Origin of the sequence: Streptomyces sp. NPDC127084 (assembly GCF_042724175.1) — a bacterium.
Lineage (GTDB): Bacteria > Actinomycetota > Actinomycetes > Streptomycetales > Streptomycetaceae > Streptomyces.
Window position 1 is genome coordinate 1 of sequence record NZ_JBHXFA010000370.1, and the last position, 1,357, is coordinate 1,357.

The 1,357-nt window shown below is 64.5% G+C and carries 1 protein-coding gene and 1 pseudogene; one reads left to right on the plus strand and one right to left on the minus strand.

Annotated elements, in window-relative coordinates:
• Positions 1-167 precede the first annotated feature (167 nt).
• Positions 168-566 carry a hypothetical protein gene (locus ACFWI9_RS34295; protein ID WP_387169216.1) on the minus strand — a complete coding sequence of 133 codons (399 nt, stop codon included), beginning with the start codon at positions 564-566 and terminating at the stop codon, positions 168-170.
• A 370-nt stretch (positions 567-936) separates the two neighbouring features.
• Here ACFWI9_RS34295 and ACFWI9_RS34300 point away from each other — a divergent pair.
• Positions 937-1,357: pseudogene (locus ACFWI9_RS34300) on the plus strand (hypothetical protein); the annotation flags it as partial.

Sequence of the window (1,357 nt, forward strand, 5' to 3'; positions counted from 1 at the left end):
CTGTCAGAGCCCTTCCCTACCTACCGGTACCCCCCTCAACCATCCGCGGCATCCCGTAAACTGATTTCCCCGTCTCGTTGATGCGTCCGGTCGCCGGACGGAATCCAGAGCCGGTGAACGGTCCCGGGAATATCCCATGCAGTACCGGGCGTGGAATGCCGGGCTGCCTACCAACTGACTCCGATACCGAAACCGAAGGCGCTGGCACCGATAGAGAACCTTTCCTGGCCCTCAGGCGGGTCGATGGAGCCCCCGATCAGGGCAGAGCGGACAGGAACTCCGGCACTGCTCCGCCACTGCACATCCAGGTCGACGCCGTTGGCCAGCCTCCAGAATGGTCCGAAGAGGTCTTCTGCGCGCACGTCGTCCCGCGCCAGGCCTTCTGCCTCCGCCACATCCCTGACGTGGGCAACGAAGGTTTCCTCGTCCTTGAGCGCACCGAGGGACTTCTTGATCGATTCCGACATTGCCTTGCTCATGATCTGGACGACTTTCTCGTACGCCTCGTAGTCGGCATCCGTGTCCGCGTCCGCTGCTCGCACTGGTGCTACGTGTGTGGCGGCCATGGCATTTCCTTTCTGAGTCGACTCCCCGCCAGTCGCCATTCTTTTCCGGCGATGTCGCAGAGGGTGCGAACGCGATGCCGGCTTGGCGATATCAATCCGTGGATCCGCGTGTCTGCTACCTGGGAGGGAGCCTCTGAGGCTTCTTCTCCCGAGCATCCCCCGCCCCTGTTCGGGCGACGTGGGGCAGGTGGTGTATTGGCGTTGTCCAAGCGTTTCCCATGCATCGACGGCACGTCGTCGCCGCAGGAAGCGACCTCTGGTGCAGACGCCAAAAAAGAATGTGCACAGCAGGCTTCCCCCCTGGGCCACCTGCGGCGATGGGCGGACCAACCGGATGCGCCTGTCACATGCCGACGGCACAGTGGTGCACGTGCTTGGAAACGAATCTTCGGCCGACGAGGTATCGCTTGAACTGCTGGGCGCCTTCGAACTCACCTGCTGCGGCAGGGTGCCCGCACCTCTTGGAGCTCAGCGGCTGCTGGCGTTCCTGGGGCTCAGGCCCGAGGGCGTCCACCGCAGCGCGGCAGCGGAGCAGTTGTGGCCCGACTACCCGTGCCACCGGGCTGCGGCCAACCTGCGCTCGGCACTGTGCCAGGGACGACGCGCCTGCTGTGTCACTCTGATCGACTGCATCGGACAGCGTCTGCGGGTATCGCCAGTGGTCCGCGTTGATGTGCTGCGAAAACGCGACTCGGCACGGCAGATCGTCGACGGGCTGGCACCGCCCCCCTGCGACAGCGAGACCCTCATAGAGGAGTTCACCCGGGAGCTGCTGCCAGGCTGGGCTGATG

Coding starts and splice junctions, on each gene's coding strand:
- ACFWI9_RS34295 (WP_387169216.1), bottom strand. CDS start 566: ATGGCCGCCACACACGTAGCACCAGTGCGAGCAGCGGACGCGGACACG.